Origin of the sequence: Micromonospora radicis, from assembly GCF_003583405.1 — a bacterium.
Classification (GTDB): Bacteria; Actinomycetota; Actinomycetes; order Mycobacteriales; family Micromonosporaceae; genus Micromonospora; species Micromonospora radicis.
The window spans coordinates 1-26,003 of record NZ_QXEC01000035.1; the positions used below are offsets into that span (position 1 = coordinate 1).

Sequence of the window (26,003 nt, forward strand, 5' to 3'; positions counted from 1 at the left end):
TTCGGGGGGTCGGCACACACCCACCCACGGGGGTCGGGTCGGGTGCACGCGAGCACCGTCAGGCGCCCAACAAGAACAGGGGGTCCGGCACGCGGGGCACGGCCTCTCCACGCCGCCGGAACCAGATACAACCACCGACCGGGCTGGGTCATTCCCAGCCCACCCCGTTGATCATGAAGTTGTTGTCAGCCCGACCGGCGTGGCGTGACAACAACTTCATGATCAACGGGGCTATGGGGGGCACGCAGCGGCCAGCCGGCGCCGGGGGGGTTAGGCGGCGGGCCAGTCTTGGGAGGCCACACGCGGCGAGACCGCCCCCGGAGGGGCGGCCTCGAGCCAGGATAGGAATCCGGTGACGGTGGATCGTGCCATGGCGATCTCGACCGGAGCGTGTCGACTGGTACAGCGGAGAATGACCCAGTCTGCCGGCATGGACATTCGTTCCTGTCCTTCCGGCAACCGCCGTCGCTCCACGTTCAGGCCCTCGCGGGAGAGCACCCGCTTGGGACGTACGGCGAAACTGACCATTCGGTACCAGCGCAGTTCGTCACCGACGAACCGACCGAAACCGGGCGACCAGCCACGACCGTCGAGCATGGTGGAGGTCCGGACACTGAGCCGGATGATGCCTCCGCTCCGGGTGACCACGGCCCGCCGGATGAAGAGGAACAGGATCGCGCCGAGAACTACGGCGAAGCCGATTCCGATCCCTTCCACAATCTCCATCGGCGGGTCGGCTCAGTTGTCCGAGGCGGCGGAGGCCGGAGTGGCGCTCTCGGCCAGTACGGTGACGCCCTGCTCGTTGACGGAGAGGAAGCCACCGGACACCTCGTAGGCGACCTGCTCGCCACCGGGGAGCTTGATCCGTACCCGGCCGGGCTCGGCGAGTTGACCGAGCAAGGGCGCGTGCCCCGGCAGCACACCCAGCTCACCTTCGGTCGTCCGGGCCATGACCATCTCGGCCTTGCCGGACCAGACCTTCTCCTCTACGGCCACGAGCTGGACGTTGAGCTGCTCTGCCACGCTGTCTCCTTGTTGAGGCGGCGGATTGGGGAAAGTCTAGTCGCGTCCCGGGCGGGTTCTTCATGCGGGTGGCGAGACGCGCACCACGGTCAACCCTTGTTCACCAGCTTGGGGTGTTCGAGGAGGAACGGATCGAGCAGTTCGCGTTCCAGTGCGACGAAGAAGTCGTCGACCTCGGGTTCGAACCGCTCGCCGAGATAGTTGCCGTTGTCGAAGACGCCACCACCCGGCAGCTTGATCATCTGGATGTTGCCGGGACGGATGTCCTTGAGCGCCAGACCGAAGTCGACCACACTGTGCCCCCGGCCGCTGAAGATCAGCGACTCGCCGGCGGCCCGGAGCACGCGGTCCAGCTTGACCGGGTTGGTCACCACGTCGGCACTGAGCGCCTGACCGGCCATCGCCTTGACGAACTGCTGCTGGTGCCGCTGCCGGCCGTAGTCACCGTCCGGTACGCCGTTCTTCGGGTACCGCTGGCGGACGTAGTCCAACGCCTGCCAGCCCTCCAGGTGCTGCTTGCCCTTCGGGTAGACCGCCTGCGGCCCGATGTAGCCACTGCCGTTCGGGTTGCCCTTGCGGTGCTTGCCGTCCGGCTCGCGGTGCTCGGAGCGGACCTCCCGCTCGATGTTCATGGTGACGCCGCCCATGGCGTCGACGATCTTCTGGAAGCCGGAGAAGTTGATGATCGCACCGGCGTCGAAGCGCTCGATCCCGGTGACCCGCTGCACGGTGAGGGCGAGCAGTTCGAAGCCGCGCGCCGGGTCCGGCTTCCCGTTGGGCACCCGGCTGCCGAAGGACATGGCGGCGTTCAGCTTGGTGGTGGAGCCGTTGAAGTTGGCCTTGGGGAAGGCCGGGATCTCGACGTAGAGGTCGCGGGGCAGGGAGAAGAGGTACGCCCGGTCCATCTCCTTCGGCACGTGCAGGACCATGATGGCGTCGCTCAGCGGCGGGCGGTCGTCCCGGACCGGGTCGATGCCGACCAGCAGGATGTTGAGCGGGCCCTTGATGTCGCTCCTGGGCTCGCTGGCACCGGCGGCCTGGTCGCCGAAGAGATCCGCCTTGCCGACCGCGCCCTCGTAGCGGGCCATCAGCGCCTCGGCACCGACCAGCGACGTCCCGCTGAGCATCATCAGCACCACGCCGAAGATGGTGCAGAACTTCGCCCAGCCTGGCACGCCACGCCAGACGGACGGTCGTCCACCACGCTTGCCGCGTCTGCCGGCCTTACCCACGGGCATCTCCGTTCGTCGCGTCCCCAGGGGATACGGGTACGCGCATCCAGAAGGTTGAACAGGATCATCGCTCGTCGGCGCATGAGCGTGGCTAGACGGTATCTCGTGCTCGACCCGATCGCCGACCACGCAGAACCGGGCAGCGGCGACCTTACGTCCCGAAGATGAACGGAAGGCCGCCCCGGCGTGAACCGGGACGGCCTTTCTCCGTTCGGAGCGACGGACCGAAGGGTCAGCCCTTCATCAGCTCGGCGGCCTTCTTCTCCAGGTCGTCGAGCCCACCGCACATGAAGAACGCCTGCTCGGGGAAGTGGTCGTACTCGCCCTCGCTGATCTTCCGGAACGCCTCGATGGTCTCCTTGATCGGGACCGTCGAGCCCGGCACGCCGGTGAACTGCTCCGCCGCGTAGGTGTTCTGCGACAGGAAGCGCTCGATCCGGCGGGCCCGCTGGACCGTGATCTTGTCTTCCTCGGAGAGCTCCTCGATACCGAGGATGGCGATGATGTCCTGCAGGTCCTTGTAGCGCTGGAGGATCCGCTTGACCTCGCTGGCCACCTGGAAGTGCTCCTGGCCGACGAACTCCGGGGCGAGGATCCGCGACGAGGACGCCAGCGGGTCCACCGCCGGGTAGATGCCCTTGTCGGAGATGGACCGCTCCAGGTTGGTGGTGGCGTCCAGGTGGGCGAAGGTGGTGGCCGGAGCGGGGTCGGTGTAGTCGTCCGCCGGCACGTAGATCGCCTGCATCGACGTGATGGCCTGGCCCTTGACGGACGTGATCCGCTCCTGGAGCTCGCCCATCTCGTCGGCCAGCGTCGGCTGGTAACCCACCGCGCTGGGCATCCGGCCCAGCAGGGTGGAGACCTCGGAACCGGCCTGGGTGAAGCGGAAGATGTTGTCGATGAAGAGCAGCACCTCCTGCTTCTGCACGTCACGGAAGTACTCCGCCATGGTCAGCGCGGAGAGCGCGACGCGCAGCCGGGTGCCCGGCGGCTCGTCCATCTGACCGAAGACCAGCGCGGTCTTGTCGATGACCCCGGACTCGGTCATCTCGTGGATGAGGTCGTTGCCCTCACGGGTCCGCTCACCCACACCGGCGAAGACGGAGGTACCACCGAAGTTGCGCGCGACGCGGGTGATCATCTCCTGGATGAGCACCGTCTTGCCCACGCCGGCACCGCCGAACAGGCCGATCTTGCCGCCCTTGACGTACGGGGCGAGCAGGTCGATGACCTTGATGCCGGTCTCCAGCATCTCGGTCTTCGGCTCCAGGTCCGCGAAGGCCGGGGCCTTGCGGTGGATGCCCCAGTGGTCGTCGGCGGAGATGGTCTCACCCTCGGTGAGGTTGAGGCACTCGCCGATCGCGTTGAACACGTGACCCTTGACCGCGTCGCCGACCGGCACCCGGATCGGGAAGGCGGTGTCACGCACCTCGGCACCGCGCACCAGACCGTCGGTGGGCTGCATCGAGATCGCGCGGACCAGGTTGTCACCCAGGTGCTGGGCGACCTCCAGGGTCAGCGTCCGCTCGCCGCCGGAGAGGGACACGTTCACGTGCAGGGCGTTGAACAGGTCCGGCATGGCGTCGCGCGGGAACTCGGCGTCGACGACCGGGCCGATGACCCGAACCACGCGACCCGTGGCCGTCGTGGTCTCGGCTGGTCCTCCAGCAGCAGTGGAAACAGTCATCACACTTCACTTCCCGACGCGGCCAGCGCGTTGGCGCCGCCGACGATCTCACTGATCTCCTGGGTGATCCCGGCCTGGCGGGCCGAGTTCATCTCACGCGTGTACTTGTCGATCATCTCTTCGGCGTTGTCGGTGGCGCTCTTCATCGCCCGCCGCCGGGCCGCCGACTCGCTCGCCGCCGACTCCAGCAACGCCGCGTAGATCCGCGTGTTGATGTACTTCGGCAGCAACGCGTCGAGCAGTTCCTCCGGGTTCGGCTCGAACTCGTAGTCGGGCAGCAGCCCGGGGGCCGCCTCCGACCGAGGCCGCTCCTCCACCTGCAACGGACCGATGATCCGGGTGACCGGCGTCTGGGTCATCAGGGACTTGAACTCGGTGAAGACGATGTGCAACTCGTCCACCCCGAGCACCCCGTCCGCACCCGGACCGCCGTCGAGGTCGTCCGCGCCGGCCGAGAACGCCTTGACCAGCGTCTCGCCCACCTCGCGGGCGTCGGCGAACGACGGCTGCTCGGAGAAGCCCGTCCAGCTGGCCTCGATCGGCCGGTTACGGAACCGGTAGAACGACACGCCCTTACGCCCGACGACGTAGAGCACCGGCTCCTTGCCGTCCTCCCGCAGCCGCGCGACCAGCGACTCCGCCGTCTTGATGGCGTTGGAGCTGTAACCGCCGGCCAGACCCCGGTCGGCGGTCACCAGCAGCACGCCCGCCCGCCGCACCCGCTCGCGCGGGGTCAGCAGCGGGTGGTCGACCGACGCGTTGGACGCCAGCGCCGTGAGGACGCCGGTGATGGCCCGGGCGTACGGCAGGGACGCCTCCACCCGGGCCTGGGCCTTGGCGATCCGGCTCGTCGCCACGAGCTCCATCGCCTTGGTGATCTTCTTCATCCCCTTCGCCGAGCGAATGCGTTGACGAAGAACACGTACCTGCGCCGCCATGGCCCGGCCCTAACGCTTCTGGGCCGGCGCTGCGCTGTAACGGGTGACCGTCTCCTGCTCGGCCTCGCCCTCCAGCGGCGCCGCCGGCGCCTCGTTGATCGTGCGCTCGTCCTCCCGGCCGAGGAAGCCCTGCTTGAACTCCGTGACGGCCGCGTCGAGGGTGGCGATGATCTCGTCGTCCCACTTGTTGTCCGCGATCGCCAGCAGGGTGGCGTTGTGCTTGCGCCGCAGGTGCTCCAGGAACTGGGTCTCGAAGCGCCGCACGTCACCGACCGGGATGTCGTCCAGCTTGCCCTCGGTGCCGGACCAGACCGCGATGACCTGCTCCTGCACCGAGTACGGCGAGTAGTTCGGCTGCTTGAGCAGCTCCACCAGGCGGGCACCGCGGTCGAGCTGGGCGCGGGAGGCCTTGTCCAGGTCGGAGGCGAAGGCGGCGAACGCCTCCAGCTCGCGGTACTGCGCCAGGTTCAGCCGCAGCGAACCGGAGACCTTCTTCATCGGCTTCACCTGCGCGGCGCCACCGACCCGGGAGACCGAGGTACCGACGTTGATGGCCGGCCGGACGCCCTGGTTGAACAGGTCCGTCTCCAGGAAGATCTGGCCGTCGGTGATCGAGATGACGTTGGTCGGGATGAAGGCCGAGATGTCGTTGGCCTTCGTCTCGATGATCGGCAGACCGGTCATCGACCCGCCGCCCATCTCGTCGGAGAGCTTCGCGCACCGCTCCAGCAGCCGCGAGTGCAGGTAGAAGACGTCACCCGGGTACGCCTCACGGCCCGGCGGGCGACGCAGCAGCAGCGACACGGCCCGGTACGCCTCGGCCTGCTTGCTCAGGTCGTCGAAGACGATCAGGACGTGCTTGCCGCCGTACATCCAGTGCTGGCCGATCGCCGAACCGGTGTAGGGGGCGAGGTACTTGAAGCCGGCCGGGTCGGAGGCCGGGGAGGCGACGATGGTGGTGTACTCCATCGCGCCCGCCTCCTCCAACTGCCCCTTGATGGAGGCGATGGTGGAGGCCTTCTGGCCGATGGCGACGTAGATGCAGCGGACCTGCTTCTTCGGGTCGCCGGAGGCCCAGTTCTCGCGCTGGTTGAGGATGGCGTCCAGGGCGACCGTGGTCTTGCCGGTCTTCCGGTCACCGATGATGAGCTGCCGCTGACCACGCCCGATCGGGGTCATCGCGTCGATGGCCTTGATGCCGGTCTGCATCGGCTCGGAGACGGACTGCCGGGCCATCACGTTCGGGGCCTGCAGCTCCAGCTCGCGGTAGCCCTCGTCGGTGATCTCGCCGAGGCCGTCGATCGGGGCGCCGAGCGCGTTGACCACGCGGCCCAGGAAGGCGTCACCGACCGGTACCGAGAGCACCCGGCCGGTGCGCTTGACCCGCTGGCCCTCCTCAAGGCCGGCGTAGTCGCCCAGGACGACGACACCGATCTCCCGGACGTCGAGGTTCAGCGCCACGCCGAGCGTGCCGTCCTCGAACTCGAGCAGCTCGTTGGTCATGGTCGAGGGCAGGCCCTCGACGTGGGCGATACCGTCGCCGGTGTCGGCGACGGTGCCGACCTCCTCACGGGAGACGTCGGGCGAATAGGAGGAGACGTAGCGCTCCAGGGCGCCGCGGATCTCCTCCGTCGAGATGGTCAGCTCGGCCATCCTCTGCTTCCTTAAGTATCAGGGGCCCGGGATACCTAGTACCGACCGGTCCTCGGGTCGACTGTTATTCCGGGCGCTTCGCGGGGTGCTGGTCAGCGCTTCGCGAGCGCGTTACGGGTCTCGTTGAGGCGGCGCAGGATCGTCCCGTCGTACAGGTCCGAACCCACCCGGACGCTCGCTCCGCCGAGGATCGTCGGGTCAACCGTAAGCTTCACGGCGACCGCCCGGCCGTAGATGGCCGAGAGCTGGTTGGTGAGCCGGCTCTCCTCGTCCGCGGACAGCGGTGCTGCGACCGTCACGTACGCGACCTGCCGGTCACGCCGCTCGGCCGCCAACTCCACCAGCCGGGACAGCGCGGCGGAGAACGACCGACCGCCGAAGCCGGCCAGGGCCGCCTCCACCAGTCGCACCGTCACCGGCCGGGCCTTGCCCGTCAGGAGCATCCCGATCAGCTCGGCCCGTTGGGCCACCGGGGCCCCCGGGTCGGACAGGGCGTTGGAGAGCTGCGGGTCCGCCGCGACCACCTGGCCGAAGCGGAACAGCTCGTCCTCGACCTCACCGAGCTCGTCGGCGCGGGCCGCGCTGGCGAGCAGCGCCTGCACGCCGAGACGCTCGGCACCTTCGAGCAACTCCGACGGGGCCGACCACCGGCCGGCGACCAGCACCCCGAGCAGGTCGAGCGCGTCCGCGCCGACCTTGCCGGAGAGCACCGAGTCGAGCAGGCCGCTGCGGTCCGCACCGGCACGGGCCGGGTCGGAGAGCGCCCGGCGCAGCCGGACCTCCCGCCGCAGCAGGTCCGCCACGGCGAGCAGCTCGGCACCGGTGGTGGCGAGAGCCGTCGAATCGGCGCCCCGGACGTACTCCTCCAGCCGCTGACTCGCGGCGGTGTAGGACTCCCGGCTGGCGGCCTGCATCAGCGGGCCCCCGCGCTCTCGAGGTCGGTGAGGAAGCGCTCGACGGTGCCCTTACGACGGGCCTCGTCGGCGAGCGACTCGCCCACGATCCGCCCGGCCAGCTCGACCGCGAGACCGCCGACCTCCGCGCGCAGCTCGCGCACGATGGTCTGACGCTCGACGGCCAGCGACTCCCGGCCGGCGGCGATGACCCGGTCGGACTCCTCCCGGGCCTTGGCGAGGATGTCGGTGCGGATCGACTCGGCGTCGGCCCGGGCGTCGTCCCGGATTCGCGCCGCCTCGGTACGCACCTCGGCGAGCTGGGCCCGGTACTGCTCGAGCAGCTGGTTGGCCTCGGCCTGCGCCGCCTCGGCGCGCTTGAGGCCACCCTCGATCGCGTCGACCCGCGCCTGGTACATCGCCTCCATGCGCGGCATGACGAACTTCAGCAGCACGAAGCAGAGCAGGGCGAAGGCGATCGTCCCGATGACCAGCTCCTGCCACAGCGGCACGAGCGGGTGGTGCTCCACACCTTCGGCGGCGAGAATCATTTAGACCTCCGGGTCGGGAAGCGGACGGTCAGACAACGGCGAAGGCGAGCACCAGGCCGAAGAGGGCGAGCGCCTCGACCAGGGCGAAGCCCAGGACCAGCCAGGTGCGGTTGTAACCGGCCGACTCCGGCTGGCGGGCGCTGGAGTTGATGTACGCAACGAAGATCAACGCCACACCGATCGCGGGGCCGACGGCGGCGAGGCCGTAGCCGATCGTGTTGACGTTACCGCTGATCTCAGCCAGAACAGTGGTTGCGGGAACAGTCATTGCGGGTATTCCTCCTGTTTGACGCGTGAGGTTTCACGCGTACCGGTCGTACCTGAAGCTTGGGCGGGTGACCCGCCGGGCGGATCAGTGTTCGGACGCGAGCGCCGATCCCATGTAGTTGGCGCTCAGCGTGACGAAGACGTACGCCTGCAACAGCGCGATCAGCACCTCGAAGAAGGCCATCACGATCGCCATGATGAAGGAGAAGATCGAGGTCGCCTGGATGAAGACGTTGTCCGAGGCGAGCAGCACGAAGCCACCGATGGTGAAGACCAGCAGGATCAGGTGGCCGGCGAACATGTTGGCGAAGAGACGCACCGCCAACGTGACCGGCCGGTTGATGAAGGTCTGCAGGAACTCGATCGGGATCAGCAGGAAGTGCATCGGCCAGGGGATGCCCGGCAGGATCAGGCTCTGCTTGAGGTAGCCGCCGACGCCGTGCTGACGAACGCCGAGGTAGATGTACATCACGTAGGTGATCGCCGCGAGCACGATCGGGAAGGCGATGTGCGAGTTCGGCGAGATCTGCAACCCCGGGATGATGCCGAAGAGGTTGGTCAGCGCGATGTAGCAGAACAGCACCGTGAAGTACGGAGCGAACTTGACGCCGGCGCTGCCCATCTGCTCCCGGGCGATGTTGTCCCGGACCAGCCCGTAGATCGATTCCGCCACCCATTGACCCTTACCCGGCACCAGCTTCGGGTTCCGGTACGTGGCCATGAAGAAGATGATCAGCAGCCCGACGGCCAGCCAGATCATGAGAGTGAACTTGGTGACGAATGGGCCGGCCACTTCCGGCAGGTAGAAGTCCTTGACCCCCGGGGGCCAGGGCAGCCCTTCAGCGGCGACAAGCTGTGCGCTCACCGTGTCATCCTCCGCACTCGACAGACCCGCGCGTGCCGAAACTCAGGCACCGAGCCTCTTCATGATCAGGTAGATCGCTCCGGCTGCGCCGAGCATCATGCCCACCCCGATCCCGATGCCGGTCGGCAGGCCGAGGAACTTCCCCGCCAACCAGCCGAGGAATCCCCACGCCACGATGCCGGCGAGCAGGTAGCCAAGAACGGCTCCGGCAACGCCTTCCGACGAGTGCTCGTCGGAGCTTCCGCGGTGAGGGTTGTCGGCCATGACGAGGCGAACACTATCAGCCGGGTGTTTCGCGAGTGTGCGGCACCCCCCACACTGCAAGCAGCGTGCGGGCGGCGGGTGCGGGCGCGTCAAGCCGGGGTCAGCTTACTCCTGCATGGCCACCCGTACAGGGTGGCGAAACGCCCGGCGAACACCGGCCGTACGGTCAGTGACCCGTAGCCCGGTCCACGGTGGGCAGCGGGGCACGCCAGGCCCAGGTCACGTGGGCGACGATCCACACCAGCACGGCCGCGATGATGGCCACGCCCATGTCGGGCAGCCCGGGCCAGCCGGCGCTGGCCACGGCGGACATCACCACGCCCAGGAAGACCATCTTCGTGGCGTAGGTGACCAGCCCCACCGACATGATCAGCTTCGGGTTGACCGCGTCGGCCCAGGCCACCGAGAAGCTGGAGACCAGGTAGCTCACGATCACCAGGCCGATCCCGGCGGCCACCCCGGCCGCGCCGGTCGGACCCCGCAGCAGCGCGGCGAGCGGTACCCCGAGCACGGCGAGCGCGGCGCAGGCGAGCAGCGGCAGCCGCAGGTGCGGCAGCCGGGCCCGGATCGCGCCCCGCTCCCCCGCCCGCGGCGCGGGCGCCGGTCCGGACCCGGCCGGCGCGGCCCCGCCGGTCACGGCCGGCGCTGCCCCGCCGGTCACGGCTGGCGCAGACTCGGCCGGCGCAGACTCGGCCGGCGCAGCGGGCGTGCCGGGCGCGGTCCGGGGGGCGACGTGGGGCTCACGCGGCGCGGCCACCGTGGGCTGGCCGGGCTGACCGGTACCGGGCGCGCTCATCGGGGGTACGCCGGGAACTCGGCGACCAGGTCGGCCACGTCGGCGGCGACCCCGGCCAGTGCGTCGGCCCCGCCGGGGGCCGCGGGATCGGTGCGTACCGCTCGGGCGATCAACTCGGCCACCTGCCGCATCTGGGGTTCGTGCAGACCCTGCGTGGTGACGCTGGGGGTGCCCACCCGGATACCGGAGGCGACCATCGGCTTACGCGGGTCGTACGGGATGGCGTTCTTGTTCAGCGTGATGGTCGCCGCGTCGCAGCGCGCCTCGGCCTCGGCGCCGGTCACCCCGGTCTCCCGCAGGTCGATCAGGGCCAGGTGGGTGTCGGTGCCGCCGGAGACCGGCCGCATCCCCTCGGCGGCCAACCCGTCGGCCAGCGCCTGCGCGTTGGCCACCACCTGCGCGGCGTACCGGCGGTACTCCGGCTGCGCCGCCTCGCGTAACGCGACCGCCTTGGCCGCGACGGCGTGCATCAGCGGGCCGCCCTGGGTGAACGGGAAGACCGCCTTGTCGATCCGTTCGGCCAGCGACTCCCGGCAGAGGATCATGCCGCCGCGCGGCCCACGCAGTACCTTGTGGGTGGTGGCGCAGACCACGTCGGCATACGGCACCGGCGAGGGGATGGCCTGCCCGGCGACCAGCCCGATGAAGTGCGCCGCGTCCACCATCAGGTACGCGCCCACCTCGTCGGCGATCTCCCGGAACCGGGCAAAGTCGATCAGCCGCGGGTACGCCGTCGCGCCACAGATGATCATCTTGGGGCGGTGGGTCCGCGCGAGGTCACGTACCTCGTCATAGTCGATAAGCTCGGTGTCCCGCCGCACCGTGTAGCCGACGGTGGCGAACCACCTGCCGGAGAAGTTGACCCGGCTGCCGTGGGTCAGGTGCCCGCCGTGCGGCAGCTCCATCGCCAGCACCGTGTCCCCCGGCTGCACCAGCGCGGCGTACGCGGCCAGGTTGGCGCTCGCCCCGGAGTGCGGTTGCAGGTTGGCGTGCTCGGCGGCGAACAGCTCCTTCGCCCGGGCGATGCCGATCTCCTCGGCCCGGTCCACCTGCGCGCAGCCGCCGTAGTAGCGCCGACCCGGGTAGCCCTCGGCGTACTTGTTGGTGAGCGTGGAACCCAGCGCGGCCAGCACCGCCGGGGAGGTGAGGTTCTCGCTGGCGATCAGTTGCAGGCCGGTACGCAACCGGTCGAGTTCGCCGAGCACCACCTCCGCGATCTCGGGATCGCCGGTGCTCAGCTGCTCGAAGTCCGGCCCCCAGAAGGTGCCTCTCGCGGTCTCCACAGCGCCAAAGTCTATTGGGCGCCAGACTGGAGACCGTGAGATGCCTGGTCACCGGTGCCACCGGTTACATCGGCGGGCGGTTGGCACCCCGCCTGTTGGCGCAGGGACACGACGTACGCTGCCTCGCCCGGCGGGCCGGTCGGCTGCGCGACGTGCCGTGGGCCGGACAGGTCGAGGTGGCCGAGGCGGACCTGAGTCGGGCGGAGTCGCTGACCGGGGTGTTCGACGGGATCGACGTGGCGTACTACCTGGTCCACTCGCTCGGCCAGGCCGGTTTCGAGGCCGCCGACCGGCAGGCCGCCAGCAACTTCGCCGCAGCGGCCCGGGCGGCCGGCGTACGCCGCATCGTGTACCTGGGCGGGCCCGAGCCGGCGGCGGCCGACCCGGCCACCTCCGCGCACCTGCGCTCGCGCAGCGAGGTGGGCCGGATCCTGCTGGACAGCGGGGTGCCCACGGTGGTGCTGCGGGCGGCGGTGATCATCGGGTCCGGTTCGGCGTCGTTCGAGATGCTGCGCCACCTGACCGAGCGGCTGCCGGTGATGGTCACCCCGCGCTGGGTCAGCAACCGGATCCAGCCGATCGCCGTCCGCGACGTGCTGCACTACCTGGTCGGCTGCGCCACCCTGCCGCCCGAGGTCAGCCGGGGCTTCGACATCGCCGGTCCGGACGTGCTCACCTTCGGCGAGATGATGCAGCGCTACGCCCGGGTGGCCGGGCTGCACCGCCGGCTGCTGCTGCCGGTGCGCCCGTTGACGCCCACGCTGTCGTCGTACTGGGTCGGGCTGGTCACCCCGGTGCCGAACGCGCTGGCCCGGCCGCTGGTGGCCAGCCTGGTCCACGAGGCGGTGGCGCACGAGCACGACATCGCGGCCTACCTGCCGGACCCGCCGGGCGGGCCGACCGGTTTCGACCGGGCCGTCGAGCTGGCCCTGGCCAAGGTACGCGACGCGCAGGTGGAGACCCGCTGGTCGACGGCGGCCGGGCCGGACGCGCCCGCCGAGCCGCTGCCCAGCGACCCCGAGTGGAGCGGCGGCACCGCCTACACCGACGTACGGGAACGGACGGTGGCGGCGTCAGCGGAGGCGCTCTGGCGGGTGATCGAGGGTGTCGGCGGCGAACACGGCTGGTACTCGTTCCCGCTGGCCTGGTCGGCGCGCGGCTGGGTGGACCGGCTGGTCGGCGGGGTGGGGCTGCGCCGGGGCCGGCGCCATCCGCACCAGCTGCGGGTCGGCGAGGCGCTGGACTTCTGGCGGGTGGAGGAGATCGTGCCCGGCGAGCTGCTGCGGCTGCGGGCCGAGATGCGGCTGCCCGGCCGGGCCTGGTTGGAACTGCGGGTGCAGCGGGACGCCGCCGGGCAGGTCAGCTACCGGCAACGCGCCGTCTTCCTGCCGCACGGGCTGGCCGGGCACGCGTACTGGGCCGCGGTGGCGCCGTTCCACGCGCTGGTCTTCGGCGGGATGGCCCGCAACATCGCCGGTCGCGCCGAAGCAATGACGGGCGCCCTGGCAACGCCTTCGGCATAGAAAGGGCGCCGGCCGACCACCACCCGGCTAGTTGCCGGGTCTTCCAACATTGGCCGGGGTTACGCGCGGAAGGGCCAGGCATTGACTGCCTGCGGATCGTCGGGCTGGCGGCAGATCCGTGGGCAGGCGTGATTTCACACCGCAATCGTTATTTCACCGTGAAATCAGCGTCCGGAGGACGATCGTCCCGGGCGCGCCGTCCCCGGGCGCGCCGTCCCCGGGCACGCCGTCCCCGGGCACGCCGTCCCCGGGCGCGCCGTCCCCGGGCACGCCAGTCACGGATGCCGGCGCTGATCATCCAGCACCGGTCCCGCCGTCGCGACCGAGGCTAGTTGCCGTCGCGCTGGCCGGTGACCCGCCAGGCGGTCGTGTCGCTGGGCGGCACGAAGTCGCGTACCGGCTGGTCCCGCAGCGCGAAGGCGAGGATGTCGCCGACCGAGGCCACCATCCGGCTCTGCACCGCGCTGCCGACCGCGTCCCGGGGATCGTCCGGGTTGGCCGCCATCGCGGCGACCGCCAACTGCGGCGTGAAGGCCACCACCGTCTCCGTGGCGTACCGCTCGGAGCTGCCGGTCTTGCCACCCACCGGGCGGCCGAGCTGCCCGCGCAGCCGGCTGGCGGTACCGCCGTCGCAGGTGTGGTACATGGACTGGTCGCCGACCGGGCAGCGGGCCGCGTCCACCGCCGCCCGGGCCACGTCGACGTCGAGCACCTGCCGACAGTCCGGCTGCCCCGCGCTGACCGGGCGGCCGGCGGCGTCGGTGATCGAGGTGATCGGCGTCGGCGCGCACCAGGTCCCCTCGGCCGCCACCGCGGCGTACGCGCCGGCCAGGTCCAGTGGGGTGGTGGCGGCCACGCCGAGGGTGAACGGGCCCCACTCGCGGGCGCCGTGCCGGGCCAGTTGCGCGTCGCTCTCGGCCCGCAGCACGATGCCCAGCCGCTGCGCCATCTCCACCACCCGGTCGGCGCCGACATGCTCGGTCAACCAGGCGAAGTACGTGTTGACCGAACGGCCGAACGCGGTCCACATGTCGTGCTCGCCGCTCATCGACGCGCTCGCGTTGGCCGGGCACCAGTACCCGCCGCAGTTCACCTCGCCACTGACCCGGAAGTCGGTGACGATCCGCGACGGGGCGTCGAAGACCGTGTTCAACGGCAACCCCGCCTCCAGCGCGGCCAGCATGGTGAAGAGCTTGAAGGTGGACCCGGCCTGGTAACCGACGATGGTGCCGCCCCCGCCGATCAGCTGGTTGACGGTGTTCGGGTGGTTCTTCTGCCCGGACGGGTTCGCCGCCACGCTGTAGTTCCGGTTCACCGACATGGCCAGCACCCGACCGGTGCCCGGCTGCACCACGGCGGTCGGCATCGCGTACGGGTTGTCGGCGGAGTAGACCGAGCGGACCTGCTCGGTGGTGGCCCGCTGCACCGCCGGGTCGAGCGAGGTGACGATGTGGAAGCCGCCCCGGCGCAGGGTGCGCTGCCGTTCGTCGACGGTGCTGCCGAACGCCCGCTGGTCGTTCCACCACCGGGTGAACCAGTCGCAGAAGAAGCCCCAGTCGTTGTGCCCCTCGGGCACCGCCGTGCAGTCGTTGGGAGTCTCGCTCGGACGCAGGTCCAACGGCTCCGTCCGGGCGCGGTTCGCCACGTCGGGCGGGATCTGACCCGACTCGACCAGCCGGTCCAGCACGTACCCCCGGCGTTCCAGCGCACTGTCCGCGTCGCCGTTGATCGGGTCGTCGGTGTGCGGGGAGCGGACCAGCCCGGCCAGCAGGGCCGCCTGGGCCAACGTCAGCTCGGCCGGTGAGCTGGAGAAGTACCGCTTGCTGGCGGCGGCGACGCCGTACGCGCCGGCACCGAAGTAGGCGATGTTCAGGTACCGGGTGAGGATCTCGTCCTTGGTCAGCTCCCGCTCCAGGGCGAGCGCGTAGCGGATCTCCTGGATCTTGCGCGCGGTGCTCACCTCGGTGGCGGCGGCCCGCTGCGCCTCGCTCAGCCGGGGGTCGTTGCTCAACACGTTGCGCACGTACTGCATGGTCAGCGTGGAGGCACCCTGCCGGGTCGCGCCGTCGCGCCGGTTGACGGTGAAGGCCCGCACGATGCCCCGCAGGTCGACGCCGCTGTGTTCGTGGAAGCGGGCGTCCTCGGCGGCGATGATCGCCTGGCGCATCACCGGCGCCACCTCGCCCAGCGGCACGTCCACCCGATCCTCCTGGTAGAAGGAGGTGATCAGGGTGGTGCCGTCCTTGGCGTACAGGTTCGACCGCTGGGCGGTCGGTGGCGTACGCAGGGTGTTGGGCAGCTCCGCGTACGGCGCCGCGAGCGCGGAGAGACCGACGCCGTAGACCAGTGCGGCCGGCAGCGCCGCCACCGCGAGCGCCAGACCGGCCAGCGTGCCGGCCAGCAGGACGGTGAACATCTTCGGCAGGAACGCCCGGGTCATCAGCTCTCCCCGCAGGAGCCTTCAGGACCCTCCCAGAATGGCGCCAATCGCCCTTTCTGCTGCCTAATCCCCTAAATCCGCAGGAAGTTCACCGATCAGGGCAGCAGGGCCGCGGCGAGCGGATGGACCGTCTCCTCGATCTCGTCGGCCACCCGGCTGAAGCACTGGTCTCCCCGTCCCCACGGGTCGTCGAGATCGTCCGTGGGCAGCAGGGCGCTGCCCTGCCGAGCGGAGTTCACCGCCTCGACCAGCGCCACCCCGCGGGCGTACAGCGCGTCCGGAGTCGCCTCCGCCGCCGGCAGCGCGGCCAGGTCCAGCGTGGCCAGCAGCCGGCCGAACTCCCCCAACACGAAGGTGCGCGACGCGGCGTCGGGACGCAGCGCCACCACGTACTCCTGCTGGTCGGCGGTGGCGGTCAGCACCAGGTCGGCGGCGTCGATGTGGTCGGAGCGCAGCTTGCGCGCGGCGAACCCGGCGGTGCCGCCACCCCGGGTGGTGACCTGCCGGGCGGCCGGCGGATTCATCTCCTCGCCCGCGTGCCAGCCACCGGTACCGGCGCTGTGGCTGTGCAGCAACTCCTCGGCCCGGGCCGGACCGCCCTCGCGCCGGGACAGCCGCTCCCGCAGCGCGACGACGAGCAGCCGCTCGGCCATCGGCGACCGACAGATGTTTCCCATACAGACGTGCAGGACGGTGAACGGAGGCACCTACGCCACCTGGCTCTCGCGCAGCTCCGGCACCACGTCACGGAGCCGGGCCAGGCTGATGCCACCCTCCCGGACCAGGACCGGCTCGTCGCCGGTCAGGTCCACGATCGTGCTCGGCACCGGATCCACCGCCGGCCCGGCCTCGAGGTACGCCCGCACCGAGTAGGCCAGCTGGTCACGTGCCTCGTCGGCGGTGAGCGCGGCCGGCTGGCCGGTCTTGTTGGCCGAGGCGACCGCCATCGGGCCGGTCTCCCGCAGCACCTCCAACGCCACCGGGTGCAGCGGCATCCGCACCGCCACCACGCCGCTGTCGTCGCCGAGATCCCAGCGCAGGCTCGCCGAGTGCTGCACCAGGATGGTCAGCGCGCCCGGCCAGAACGCCTCCACCAGGTCACGCGCCGCCGCCGGCAGCGAGTAGACCAGGCCGTCGAGGGTGTGCCGGGAACCGATCAGCACCGGTGGCGGCGTGTGCGGGGCGTCCTTGGCGTCCAGCAGCGCCTTGACCGCGTACGGGGTGAAGGCGTCCGCGCCGACCCCGTAGACCGTGTCGGTCGGCAGGACCACCAGCTCGCCGTTGCGGACCGCTTCGATGGCCGCAGCGATGCCGCGGTCCCGGTCGGCCAGTGACCGGCAGTCGTAGAGCATCACGATGAGCCAGTCTGCCACGTGCCGGTCGCACCGGCTGCCGGGCGGTCCGCTCGGCGGGACGCCGTGGTGAAACGCGGCCGGCCGACGAGGTCGCGGTGCGCCTCGATCGTGGTGTAGCGGCCGTCCGCGGCGAGCAGTTCGGGCAGCGCCGTGCCGTGCGTGTCGTCGTGCTCGATGCCGAGCACACCGCCGGGTCGCAACAGGGCCGCCGCCCGATCGATCACCGGCCGGATGACGTCGAGGCCGTCCGCCCCGCCGAAGACCGCCTCCGCCGGGTCGTGCCCCGCCACCTCCGGCGGTACGGCGACCGCCCGCGGCACGTACGGCGGGTTGCAGAGCAGGACGTCGACCCGACCGGCCAGCTCCGCCAGCAGGTCCGGATCGGTCACGTCCGCCTCGACCACCTCGACCGGCCGATCCCCCGCCCCGACCCGGGCCGACGCGTTGTCGCGCAGCCAGACCAGCGCGGCGGCGGACCGCTCCACCGCCACCACCCGGGCCGCCGGCACCTCCTGGGCCACCGACAGCGCGATCGCCCCGGAACCGCTGCACAGGTCCACCACCAGCGGCTCCGGACGCGCACGCCGGGCCTGCTCCACCCCCCAGCCGGCGAGCAGCTCGGTCTCCGGACGCGGGACGAAGACCCCCGGCCCGACGGCCAGCTCCAGATGCCGGAAGGCGGCACTGCCGGTCAGGTGTTGCAGCGGCTCCCGCCGGGACCGCCGGCGCACCAACTCCCGGTAACGGTCGAGTTGGCCGTCGGTGAATCCGTCGGCGAGGGCCAACCGGCCCCGGTGCACCCCGAGCACGTACGCGGCCAGCAGTTCGGCGTCCGCGCGCGCCGAGACCACGCCGGCGGAGGCCAGGTCACGGGCGGCGGCCGCCACCTCGGGAGAGGGGCGGTGTCGTCTCGTCCCTTCGGACGGGTGTTGCGGCACGGTGGTCACGCAATAATCATGAGTCGTCGCGGTGCACGTGCAGCAGCAGGTGCAGCCAGCGGCACACCGACAGGAGGTCGCGGGTGGGCTGGCTCGACCGGGTCGACGACCAGGTTGACGCCCTGACGAAGGCGCGGGCGTTGCAGGAAGTGAGCCGTTCCGCGGAGGCGTACGCGATCCTGGAACGGGTGGTCCGCACCACCCGCGCCCCGAACGCCCGAGCCGACGCGCTGGTCCAGCGCCTCTCCGCGCTGATCAACCTGGGCCGGACAGCCGAGTACACCCGGGCCATCGAGGAGGCGTCCGCCGCCGTACGGGATCTCGCCGAGCCGTACCTGCACGGGCACCTCAACGCGCTGGCCGCGCTGGCCGCGCACCACCAGGGCGCCCTGGACCGTTGCGTCACCCATCTGGTGCGGGCCGCGCGGGCGCTCGGCGCGGTGGACGACCCGGACCGGGACACCGCCTGGGGCTGGCACGACCTGGCCATGGCCTACTCCTACCTGAGCTTCCACGGGTACGCCCTCGGCGCGATCGAACGCGCCCGGCAACTGGGCAACGCCGCCGGCATACCGGAGGAGACGTTCGCCGCCCCCGGCATCCGGCTGCGCAACGCGGTGGCCCTGGACCACACCGGCGACGGCGACGGCTGCCTGCGGGTGCTGCGGGACATCGCCACCGACCTGGAGCGGTTCATCGCCGCCGGGCGCGCCGACCGGTTGCGTCCCAGCAGCCTGGCCGCCTACGGCTACGCCGGTGCCCGCCGCGCGGCCCTCGGCGACCGGGTCGACGACGACCGCGGCACCGACCCGACCCGGCTGCTCGGGCACGGTGCGGACAGCGCCCGGGCCCGCGACATGCGCCAACTCGGCCAGGTCTGCCTGGCCATCGCCGCCGGCCGACCGATCGAGGCGGTCACCCGGCTGGACACCGTCCAGGTCTCCGCCGAGACGCTCGGCGCGGCCGAACCCGCCCGGCTGCGCAGCATCGCGCTGGGCCGGGCGGGCGACCACGCCGCCGCGCACCGGGCCGACCGGCTGGCCTTCCGGCTCGCCGCCCAGCGCCACGACCGGCTCCGGGACGTCTACATCGACGGCATCGCGGCCCGTATCGACCACGAGGAGATGCGCCGGGAGGCGGCCCGCTTCGAGGGTGAGGCGCTGACCGATCCACTGACCGGGCTGCCAAACCGGCGCCGGCTGGAGCGCTACATCGCCGCCGTGGTGTCCCGGGGCGAACGGGTGGTGATCGGCGTCTGCGACCTGGACGGGTTCAAGGCGGTGAACACCCGTCACGGGCACCACTCGGGCGACCTGGTCCTCCAGCGGGTCGCCGGAGTGATCAACCGGGTGATGCGTCGGGGCGACTTCGTGGCCCGCTACGGCGGCGACGAGTTCGTGGTGGTGCTGCCCGGTGCGGGGATGGCCGAGGCGGCCGAGGTGGCCCGTCGCATCGACGCCGCGGTGCGGACCGAGGACTGGGAGTCGCTGGTGCCCGGCACCCCGGTCGGCGTCAGCATCGGCTTCGGCGAGGTCGGTGCCGGCGGACCCGGCCAGCGGGACGCGCTCAGCGCCGCGTTCGAGGCCGCCGACCGCGAGATGCTGCAGGCGAAGGTCCGCCCCCGCAGCGCCTGAGCCCACCCGTACCCCGGTCGGAGCCGGCGCGGTGCGGTACCGGGCTCAGCGCCGCGCGAGCTCCGGATCGCCGGCCAGCCGGGCCGCCCGGTCGGCCTCACCGAGCGCGTCGAGTACGCCGTCGAGCTCCCCGGCCAGCGCCAGGTCCAGGTTGTACGCGGTGTAGCCGATCCGGTGATCGGTAATCCGGTTCTGCGGGAAGTTGTACGTGCGGATCCGCTCCGAACGGTCGACCGTACGCACCTGCGCCTTGCGGGCGTCCGAGGCGGCCGCGTCGGCCTGTTCCTGGGCGGCGGCGAGCAGCCGCGCCCGCAGGATCCGCATCGCCTGCTCCCGGTTCTGCAACTGGGACTTCTCGTTCTGGCAGGAGACCACGATGCCGGTCGGCAGGTGGGTGATCCGCACCGCGGAGTCGGTGGTGTTCACCGACTGCCCACCGGGACCGGACGAGCGGAAGACGTCGATCCGCAGCTCGTTGGGGTCGACGGTGACGTCGACCTCCTCGGCCTCGGGCAGCACCAGGACACCGGCGGCGCTGGTGTGGATGCGCCCCTGTGACTCGGTGACCGGCACCCGCTGCACGCGGTGCACGCCGCCCTCCCACTTCAGGCGGGACCAGACGCCGTTGCCGCCCTCGGGGACACCCTTGGTCTTGATCGCCAGCGAGACGTCCTTGACCCCGCCGAGGTCGGAGTCCTGTGCGTCGATCACCTCGGTGAGCCAGCCACGGCGCTCCGCGTACCGGGTGTACATCCGCAGCAGGTCACCGGCGAACAGGGCGGACTCCTCACCGCCCTCACCGGCCTTGATCTCGACGATGACGTCCTTGGCGTCGTGCGGGTCGCGCGGGATCAACAGCTCGGCCAGCCGTTCCTCCAGCGCCGGCAGGGCGGCCGCGATCGTCTCCGCCTCGGCCGCGAACGACGCGTCCTCGGCGGCCAGTTCCCGGGCCGCGGCCAGATCCGCGCGGGCCTGCTCCAGCTCCGCCGCGGCCTTGTGCAGCGGGACCAGCTCGGCGTACCGGCGACCGACCCGACGGGCGGTGCCCTGGTCGGCGTGGATGGCGGGATCGGCCAGCCGCTTCTCCAACTCCGCGTACTCGTCGAGGAGCCTGGCCAGGCGCTCGCTGCTCATGCTGTGCATCGCTCCTTCGACGGCGGACCGGGCATACAGACGGACGACGCCCGCGTCCGGCGGAAACCGGACGCGGGCGTCGGACCAGGAGCTACTTGGCCTTCTTGGCCTGAACCTTGGCGTACTTCTGCTGGAACTTGGCCACCCGGCCGGCGGTGTCCAGGACGCGCTGCTTGCCGGTGTAGAACGGGTGGCAGGCGCTGCAGGTCTCGACGTGGATCGAGCCGCCCTTGGCGGTGCTACGGGTGGTGAAGGTGTTGCCGCAGGAGCAGCTGACCTCGGTGGTCACGTACTCCGGGTGGATGTTGGACTTCATGTCGCCTCGGTCCTCTCGTCATGGTCGCCGGGTCGCCCTGGCGCGCCGCTGCGCGCCGATTAAGGGCGTGAACCGGAACCGGTGGCCGATTGACCAGTGTGCCATGGGCCCCGGTGGGCCCGGGAATCGGGCCACACCAGCTGGTCGCCGGTAGCAACATCGGGCCTGACGTACGCATTCCCGCCGCCCCCGCGGAGCATTCCTCCGCCCCCGCCCCCGCCCGCACCCGCACCGGCACCGCCACGGCTCCACGGCCAGGAGCCCGATCCCCGCGCGGAGCCGTATCCGGCCGCGAGATACCCACCTCCATGCGCCCTGATGCTCTGCTTCAACCGGCGCACCGGTTTCGGACCGTTTCCCGTTGCGTGGGGTGACGCAGAGCAACGGGCCGAAACCCGAGGGTACGGGCGCGGGCGCACGCGGGGTCGGCCGGCTGCCCGAAGGGCGTGGCCGGGCAGGTCACGCGAAGGGGCGTGGCCGGACCGGCCACGCCCCTTCGTCGATCTTCGTCGGGAGGGGTTACTCCCCCGGCGTCGACTTGGCGATCTGCATCAGGAACTCGATGTTCGTCCGGGACTGCTTGAGCCGGTCCAGCAGGAGGTCCAGCGAGGCCTGCGAGTCCAGCGAGTGCAGCACCTTGCGGAGCTTGTGCACGATGGCCAACTCCTCCGGCGCGAGCAGGATCTCCTCCTTGCGGGTACCGGAGGCGCTGACGTCCACGGCCGGGAAGGTCCGCTTGTCGGCGATCTTCCGGTCCAGCTTCAGCTCCGCGTTACCGGTGCCCTTGAACTCCTCGAAGATGACCGTGTCCGCCATCGACCCGGTCTCCACCAGCGCGGTGGCGAGAATGGTCAGCGAGCCGCCGTTCTCGATGTTGCGGGCCGCACCGAGGAAGCGCTTCGGCGGGTACAGCGCGGTGGAGTCGATACCACCCGACATGATCCGGCCGCTGGCCGGCGCCGCCAGGTTGTACGACCGGCCGAGCCGGGTCACCGAGTCGAGCAGCACGACCACGTCGTGACCCAGCTCGACCAGGCGCTTGGCCCGCTCGATCGCCAGCTCGGCGACAGTGGTGTGGTCCTGCGGCGGACGGTCGAACGTGGCCGCGATGACCTCGCCCTTCACCGACCGCTGCATGTCGGTGACCTCTTCGGGCCGCTCGTCCACCAGCACCACCATCAGGTGGCACTCCGGGTTGTTGTGCGTGATCGCGTTCGCGATCGCCTGCAGCACCATGGTCTTACCGGCCTTGGGCGGCGAGACGATCAGCGCCCGCTGGCCCTTGCCGATCGGCATGACCAGGTCGATCACCCGGGTGGTGAGGATGTGCGGCTCGGTCTCCAGCCGCAGTCGCTCCTGCGGGTACAGCGGGGTGAGCTTGTAGAACTCCGGCCGCCGCTTGGCCTCGTCCGACTCCATCCCGTTGATGGTGTCCAGCCGGACCAGCGGGTTGTACTTGTCGCGCCGCTGCTCGCCGTCGCGGGCCGCGCGGACCGCGCCGGTGATCGCGTCGCCGCGCCGCAGGCCGTACTTCTTGATCTGGGACATCGACACGTACACGTCGTTCGGGCCGGCCAGGTAGCCGGTGGTCCGCACGAAGGCGTAGTTGTCCAGCACGTCGACGATGCCGGCCACGGGGACGAGCACGTCGTCCTCGCCGACCTGCGGCTCCCGGCCGCCGCCGTCGCCACCGGACTCACCACGGTCGTTGCGGCCCCGCCGACGGTCCCGGAAGCGGCTGCGTCGGCTGCGCCGACCACCACCCTCGCCGTCGTCGTCAGCGTCGTTGTCCCGGTCGGCACGCTGCCCCCGGTCGCCCCGATCGGCGCCCCGCTCACCGCGCTCACCGCGCTCACCCCGGTCGGCGCCCCGCTCCGCGCGCTCGCCCCGGTCGGCGCCCCGCTCGGTACGCTCGCCCCGGTCGCCGCGCTCGGTACGCTCACCGCGGTCGCCGCGCTCGGCGGCGCGCTCGCTCCGCTCGGCACGGTCACCACGGTCGGCACGCTCAGCGCGATCGGCGCCCCGCTCGCCACGATCCGCACGCTCACCGCGCTCGCGACCGGCCCGGCCCTCGGTCCGCTCGCCGGCCTCGGCGACGGCCTCCTCGGCGCGCGGCTCGGCCGCGGCGGCCCGGCTGCGTCGGGTCCGGGTACGACCCTCGGTCTCGACGCTCGCGGCCGGTTGCTCGGCCCGGCGGTCGCCCTCCGGCCGCTCACCCGCCTCGCGTACCTCCGCGTGGACCTCCTCGCGGACCGGTGCGGCGGCCGCCGCGACCTCGGCCCGCGGTCGAGGGGCCCCTGCGGCGCCGCCCTGCCGCTCGGTGATCGCGCTGATCAGCTCGCCCTTGCGCATGCGAGCCGTGCCCGAGATGCCGAGCGACGCGGCCAGGCTCTGCAGCTCCGGCAGCAGCATCGCCGACAGGCCGGTGCCGCTGCGCCGACGCCGGGCAGGGGCAGCGGTGGTGGCCTCGCCAGCGACGTTGGAAACATCCGACGTCACGTCGGTGGTGTCGCTCAATGGATTCCTTCCCTCGATAGGCCGGGACTGCCCGGAATCGAACAACAGGTGGCCGGGCGGCCTCGGTGCACCCGCCTCGCATGACGCTTTGCGGGAGTCTGTGACACAGCAGCCGGTCGGTCGCCCGACCCACCGAAGGGAGCCGGTGAGCGGGTTTCGCCGTCTGCGGCGACCAGTGAAGACTGCGGTGCGGCGTGGGCCTAGGCAGGGATGACGGGCTTACCGCCGAGAGCTTCGGGGGTGCGCCGACCCGCAGGAGATCGCATGCTTCGCGGCTGTGCTAAGTCTAGAGCGTAATCAACTCTTCCGACCTGCGGCAACAGGGTCCCGCTCCGCGTGTCCGAGTGTACCCCGTCGAACCTGCGCGCCGCGTACGTCTGCCGGCAACCGCAGGACTTGCCAATCTGTTCCCGCCTCGAAGCCTTTCGGCAGCTCAGACAGGGCGAGCACGGTCGGCCCGGCCCCACTGACCACGGCCGCCACGCCGGCCTCACGAAGCTCACCGACGACCGCGGCGGTGGCCGACATCGAGGATGCCCGGTAATCCTGGTGCAGCCGATCGACGGTGGCCGGCAGCAACAGCGCCGGCTCTGCGGTGAGCGCGTGCACCAGCAGCGCCGCCCGGCCGGCGTTGAGTGCGGCGTCGCCGTGCGGCACGGTCGCCGGCAGCGCCGCGCGGGCGGACGCGGTCAGCCCCCGCTCGGTCGGCACCAGTACCGTCGGGCGTACGCCGTCGGCGACCGGCAACGACACCGCCCGCGCGCCCGCGGGTTCCGTCCAGGCCACCGTGAAGCCGCCGAGCAGGCAGGGGGCCACATTGTCCGGATGGCCTTCGAGCTGCGCGGCCAGGCGCAACACCCCGGCGGGGTCGAGCCGCTCCCCGTCGGCGACCAGCGCCCGGGCCAACAGCACGCCGGCCACGATGGCCGCCGACGAGGAGCCGAGTCCACGGGCCTGCGGGATCCGGTTGACACACTCCACGGCCAGCCCCGACGGTTGCCCGCCGAGCGCGTCGAAGGTCGCCCGCATGGCGCGTACCACGAGGTGGCCGTCGTCGGTGGGCAGATCGCCGGCGCCCTCACCGGTCACCGACACGGTGACGCCGGACGCGGTCACCTCGGCTGCGACGTCGTCGTACAGTCCGAGGGCGAGCCCCAGGGCGTCGAAGCCGGGCCCCAGGTTCGCGCTGGTGGCGGGGACCCGGACCCGGACCGGACCGGCGGCGAATGTGGTCGACACAGGCCCCATGCTAGGGCCCGAGCCGTCCCGGGTACGCCTCCGCCCGCCCGCTGGGACGCTCCTCAGCGCCGCTACCCCCGCCCAACCGCCCGCTCCCTCCCGCCCTCGCCCCGCGCTGGCGGCGCACCGCAACGGCGGCTACCGCACCGGGGTGGCCTGCGCGGCGGCCGCCGGGCCGGTGAGCGACAGGCGCCGGGTGGCGATCCGCCAGCCGAGGGCGTACGTCAGCGTGACGAGGCCGCACCCGGCCAGGATGACCCGCTCGTCCACCCCGTCCACCACGAACGCCACCACGAGTTGACTGACGGAGATCGCCAGGGTCGCGAGCATCATGTCGGTGGCGAAGACCCGGCCCCGCAACCGGTCCGGCACCTCACCCTGCAACGCGAAGTTGGACATGACCCAGTTGCTGCCGCCCGCGAAGTGCGCCACGAAGACCAGGGCCAGTACCAGCGGGAACCAGGTCACCACCGAGGTACCGAGGTAGGCCAGCCCGTACGCCGACATGGACAGCGCCAGTCCCGGCAGCAGCCAGGCCCGGTTGGTCAGCACCCGGCGCATCAGGATCGGACCGACCAGCGCGCCCGCGCCGCGTACCGCGAACAGCAGGCCGGTACCCACCGGGCCGACCCCGTAGACGGCGGCCAGCAGCGGGAAGACGGTCAGCACGCCGTTGCCCAGCCCCACCGCGGACTTCACCGTGACCAGTGCCAGCACCCGCGGCCGGTGCCCGATGTAGCCCAGCGCCTCGCGGATCGCCGCCCAGGTCTGCGGCACGGGCGCGTCCGCCTCGCGTGGGGCCTGCAACGGCCGGCGGATCCGGGTGGCCAGGACCGCGGCGACGACCAGGCCGACCGCGCCCACCCAGAAGCAGACGTACGGGCCGGCGGCGGCGGTGAGCAGGCCACCCAGCGACGCGCCCACGATGCTCATCGTGCCCCAGGCCGAGCCGGCCACCGCGTTGCCCGCGGCCAGTTCCTCCGGGTCGAGGACGTTGGGCAGGGCCGCCTGGGCGGCCGGGGAGTAGAACGCCTTGGCCACCGCGACCACGCCGATGCCCAGCATCGCCAGCCAGGCCGTACCGGCGCCACGGACCCCGAGCAGGAGCAGCACGCCGACCAGCGCGGCCGCATTCGAGATGATCATGATCTTCCGGCGGTCGAACCGGTCGGCGATGGTGCCGCTGTACGGCAGCAGCAACGCCAGGATGCCGGTGTCCACGGCAAGCACCAGGGCTCCCCAGACCCCGCTGCCGGTCAGGTCCGGCAGCAGCACGAGCAACGGCACCATCACGAACCAGTCGGCACCGAAGACCACCAGCTCGGCCAGGACCAGGTTGCGGAAGTTCCGGTTGCGGGTGAGGACCGAGAGGGTGGATGCCACGGAGCGGACCATACTCCGCAACCCCCACAAGCTGAGTCGGGGCGCGGACAACGCAAGCCACGTCACGTCCTC

The 26,003-nt window shown here is 71.4% G+C and carries 24 protein-coding genes; 2 read left to right on the plus strand and 22 right to left on the minus strand.

Features of this window, described 5'->3' with window-relative positions; genetic code table 11:
* Positions 1 to 270: 270 nt before the first annotated feature.
* The 13 genes from D2L64_RS24585 to D2L64_RS24645 all read right to left on the minus strand — a co-directional run bounded on the left by D2L64_RS24585 (position 271) and on the right by D2L64_RS24645 (position 11,452).
* Positions 271 to 726 (minus strand): DUF2550 domain-containing protein, encoded by a 456-nt coding sequence (locus tag D2L64_RS24585; protein WP_119579577.1) that lies wholly within the window; start codon positions 724 to 726, stop codon positions 271 to 273.
* Positions 727 to 738: 12 nt separating this feature from the next.
* Entirely contained in the window at positions 739 to 1,023 is a 285-nt protein-coding gene (locus tag D2L64_RS24590) for a F0F1 ATP synthase subunit epsilon (protein WP_119579578.1), read from the minus strand.
* 89 nt (positions 1,024 to 1,112) lie between these two features.
* The gene (locus D2L64_RS24595; protein WP_119579579.1) at positions 1,113 to 2,261 is read right to left on the minus strand and encodes an LCP family protein; all 1,149 of its coding nucleotides are present in this window, start codon (positions 2,259 to 2,261) and stop codon (positions 1,113 to 1,115) included.
* 226 nt (positions 2,262 to 2,487) lie between these two features.
* Positions 2,488 to 3,942 (minus strand): F0F1 ATP synthase subunit beta, encoded by a 1,455-nt coding sequence (gene atpD, locus D2L64_RS24600; protein WP_119579580.1) that lies wholly within the window; start codon positions 3,940 to 3,942, stop codon positions 2,488 to 2,490.
* Positions 3,942 to 4,880: a F0F1 ATP synthase subunit gamma gene (locus tag D2L64_RS24605; RefSeq protein ID WP_119579581.1), complete on the minus strand. Its 939-nt coding sequence runs from the start codon at positions 4,878 to 4,880 to the stop codon at positions 3,942 to 3,944. The genes atpD and D2L64_RS24605 overlap by 1 nt, the downstream gene beginning before the upstream one ends.
* A 9-nt stretch (positions 4,881 to 4,889) precedes the next feature.
* Entirely contained in the window at positions 4,890 to 6,533 is a 1,644-nt protein-coding gene (atpA, locus tag D2L64_RS24610; protein ID WP_119579582.1) for a F0F1 ATP synthase subunit alpha, read from the minus strand.
* 92 nt (positions 6,534 to 6,625) lie between these two features.
* Entirely contained in the window at positions 6,626 to 7,447 is an 822-nt protein-coding gene (locus D2L64_RS24615) for a F0F1 ATP synthase subunit delta (RefSeq protein WP_119579583.1), read from the minus strand.
* A complete protein-coding gene (locus D2L64_RS24620; RefSeq protein WP_119579584.1) occupies positions 7,447 to 7,977 on the minus strand; it encodes a F0F1 ATP synthase subunit B in 531 nt (176 codons plus the stop codon). The genes D2L64_RS24615 and D2L64_RS24620 overlap by 1 nt, the downstream gene beginning before the upstream one ends.
* Before the next feature lie 28 nt (positions 7,978 to 8,005).
* The gene (atpE, locus tag D2L64_RS24625; protein WP_119579585.1) at positions 8,006 to 8,245 is read right to left on the minus strand and encodes an ATP synthase F0 subunit C; all 240 of its coding nucleotides are present in this window, start codon (positions 8,243 to 8,245) and stop codon (positions 8,006 to 8,008) included.
* Between the two features lie 84 nt (positions 8,246 to 8,329).
* Entirely contained in the window at positions 8,330 to 9,109 is a 780-nt protein-coding gene (atpB, locus tag D2L64_RS24630; RefSeq protein WP_119579586.1) for a F0F1 ATP synthase subunit A, read from the minus strand.
* 42 nt (positions 9,110 to 9,151) lie between these two features.
* Entirely contained in the window at positions 9,152 to 9,373 is a 222-nt protein-coding gene (locus D2L64_RS24635; RefSeq protein WP_119579587.1) for a hypothetical protein, read from the minus strand.
* Between the two features lie 166 nt (positions 9,374 to 9,539).
* The gene (locus tag D2L64_RS24640; RefSeq protein ID WP_119579608.1) at positions 9,540 to 10,010 is read right to left on the minus strand and encodes a hypothetical protein; all 471 of its coding nucleotides are present in this window, start codon (positions 10,008 to 10,010) and stop codon (positions 9,540 to 9,542) included.
* Positions 10,011 to 10,165: 155 nt separating this feature from the next.
* Positions 10,166 to 11,452 carry a serine hydroxymethyltransferase gene (locus tag D2L64_RS24645; protein ID WP_119579588.1) on the minus strand — a complete coding sequence of 429 codons (1,287 nt, stop codon included), beginning with the start codon at positions 11,450 to 11,452 and terminating at the stop codon, positions 10,166 to 10,168.
* A 35-nt stretch (positions 11,453 to 11,487) separates the two neighbouring features.
* On the opposite strand from D2L64_RS24645, the gene D2L64_RS24650 reads away from it, so the two are divergent.
* Positions 11,488 to 12,975, plus strand: a complete 1,488-nt coding sequence (locus tag D2L64_RS24650; RefSeq protein ID WP_119579609.1) for an SDR family oxidoreductase — start codon at positions 11,488 to 11,490, stop codon at positions 12,973 to 12,975.
* 328 nt (positions 12,976 to 13,303) lie between these two features.
* On the opposite strand, the gene D2L64_RS24660 is transcribed toward D2L64_RS24650, so the two are convergent.
* The 4 genes from D2L64_RS24660 to prmC form a co-directional block, all read right to left on the minus strand.
* The gene (locus tag D2L64_RS24660; RefSeq protein ID WP_119579589.1) at positions 13,304 to 15,415 is read right to left on the minus strand and encodes a transglycosylase domain-containing protein; all 2,112 of its coding nucleotides are present in this window, start codon (positions 15,413 to 15,415) and stop codon (positions 13,304 to 13,306) included.
* A 95-nt stretch (positions 15,416 to 15,510) separates the two neighbouring features.
* A complete protein-coding gene (locus tag D2L64_RS24665) occupies positions 15,511 to 16,122 on the minus strand; it encodes an arsenate reductase/protein-tyrosine-phosphatase family protein (protein ID WP_119579590.1) in 612 nt (203 codons plus the stop codon).
* The gene (locus tag D2L64_RS24670; RefSeq protein WP_119579610.1) at positions 16,123 to 16,767 is read right to left on the minus strand and encodes an L-threonylcarbamoyladenylate synthase; all 645 of its coding nucleotides are present in this window, start codon (positions 16,765 to 16,767) and stop codon (positions 16,123 to 16,125) included.
* On the minus strand, positions 16,767 to 17,717 hold the full coding sequence (gene prmC, locus D2L64_RS24675) for a peptide chain release factor N(5)-glutamine methyltransferase (RefSeq protein ID WP_119579591.1): 951 nt from the start codon (positions 17,715 to 17,717) through the stop codon (positions 16,767 to 16,769). Before prmC ends, D2L64_RS24670 begins: the two co-directional genes overlap by 1 nt.
* A 74-nt stretch (positions 17,718 to 17,791) precedes the next feature.
* Between prmC and D2L64_RS24680 the strand changes: the two genes are divergently transcribed.
* On the plus strand, positions 17,792 to 19,342 hold the full coding sequence (locus tag D2L64_RS24680; protein WP_119579592.1) for a GGDEF domain-containing protein: 1,551 nt from the start codon (positions 17,792 to 17,794) through the stop codon (positions 19,340 to 19,342).
* A 45-nt stretch (positions 19,343 to 19,387) separates the two neighbouring features.
* Here the strand turns inward: D2L64_RS24680 and prfA are convergent, their stop codons facing one another.
* The 5 genes from prfA to D2L64_RS24710 all read right to left on the minus strand — a co-directional run bounded on the left by prfA (position 19,388) and on the right by D2L64_RS24710 (position 25,931).
* The gene (gene prfA / locus D2L64_RS24685; protein ID WP_119579611.1) at positions 19,388 to 20,476 is read right to left on the minus strand and encodes a peptide chain release factor 1; all 1,089 of its coding nucleotides are present in this window, start codon (positions 20,474 to 20,476) and stop codon (positions 19,388 to 19,390) included.
* Between the two features lie 91 nt (positions 20,477 to 20,567).
* Complete coding sequence (rpmE, locus tag D2L64_RS24690) at positions 20,568 to 20,792, minus strand: 50S ribosomal protein L31 (RefSeq protein ID WP_088998650.1); 225 nt, start codon at positions 20,790 to 20,792, stop codon at positions 20,568 to 20,570.
* A gap of 519 nt (positions 20,793 to 21,311) precedes the next feature.
* Entirely contained in the window at positions 21,312 to 23,309 is a 1,998-nt protein-coding gene (rho, locus tag D2L64_RS24700; RefSeq protein WP_119579593.1) for a transcription termination factor Rho, read from the minus strand.
* Positions 23,310 to 23,606: 297 nt separating this feature from the next.
* On the minus strand, positions 23,607 to 24,548 hold the full coding sequence (thrB, locus tag D2L64_RS24705; protein ID WP_119579594.1) for a homoserine kinase: 942 nt from the start codon (positions 24,546 to 24,548) through the stop codon (positions 23,607 to 23,609).
* Between the two features lie 138 nt (positions 24,549 to 24,686).
* Positions 24,687 to 25,931, minus strand: coding sequence for an MFS transporter (locus D2L64_RS24710; protein ID WP_119579612.1), 1,245 nt, complete (start codon positions 25,929 to 25,931; stop codon positions 24,687 to 24,689).
* Between the last annotated feature and the right edge of the window lie 72 nt (positions 25,932 to 26,003).